Origin of the sequence: Viridibacillus soli (assembly GCF_016612995.1) — a bacterium.
Classification (GTDB): Bacteria; Bacillota; Bacilli; order Bacillales_A; family Planococcaceae; genus Viridibacillus; species Viridibacillus soli.
The window spans coordinates 1-387 of sequence record NZ_JAEOAH010000102.1 but is presented as its reverse complement, the minus strand read 5'-3'; the positions used below and the strand labels follow the sequence as shown (position 1 = coordinate 387).

Below are 387 nucleotides of genomic sequence, written 5' to 3'. Positions count from 1 at the left end.
CCTACCGGCTCTCATGGAATTACTGGGGCTACTGGACCTACTGGAGTAACTGGGGCTACTGGCTCTACCGGACCTACTGGGACTGATGGAATTACTGGCTCTACTGGACCTACTGGGGCTACTGGAGCTGACGGGGTTACTGGCTCTACTGGACCTACAGGGGCTACTGGAGCTGACGGGGGTACTGGCTCTACCGGACCTACCGGTTCTGATGGAATTCCTGGGGCTACTGGACCTACCGGAGCTACGGGGGCTGATGGAATTACTGGCTCTACCGGAGCTACTGGAGCTACCGGAGCTACTGGCTCTACTGGACCTACTGGACCTACTGGACCTACCGGGGCTGATGGGGTTACTGGCTCTACCGGACCTACCGGTTCTGATGGA

1 pseudogene is annotated in these 387 nt (G+C 58.4%); it reads left to right on the top strand.

Annotation, left to right across the window (positions count from 1 at the left end):
- Positions 1 to 387: pseudogene (locus JFL43_RS22180) on the top strand (hypothetical protein); the annotation flags it as partial.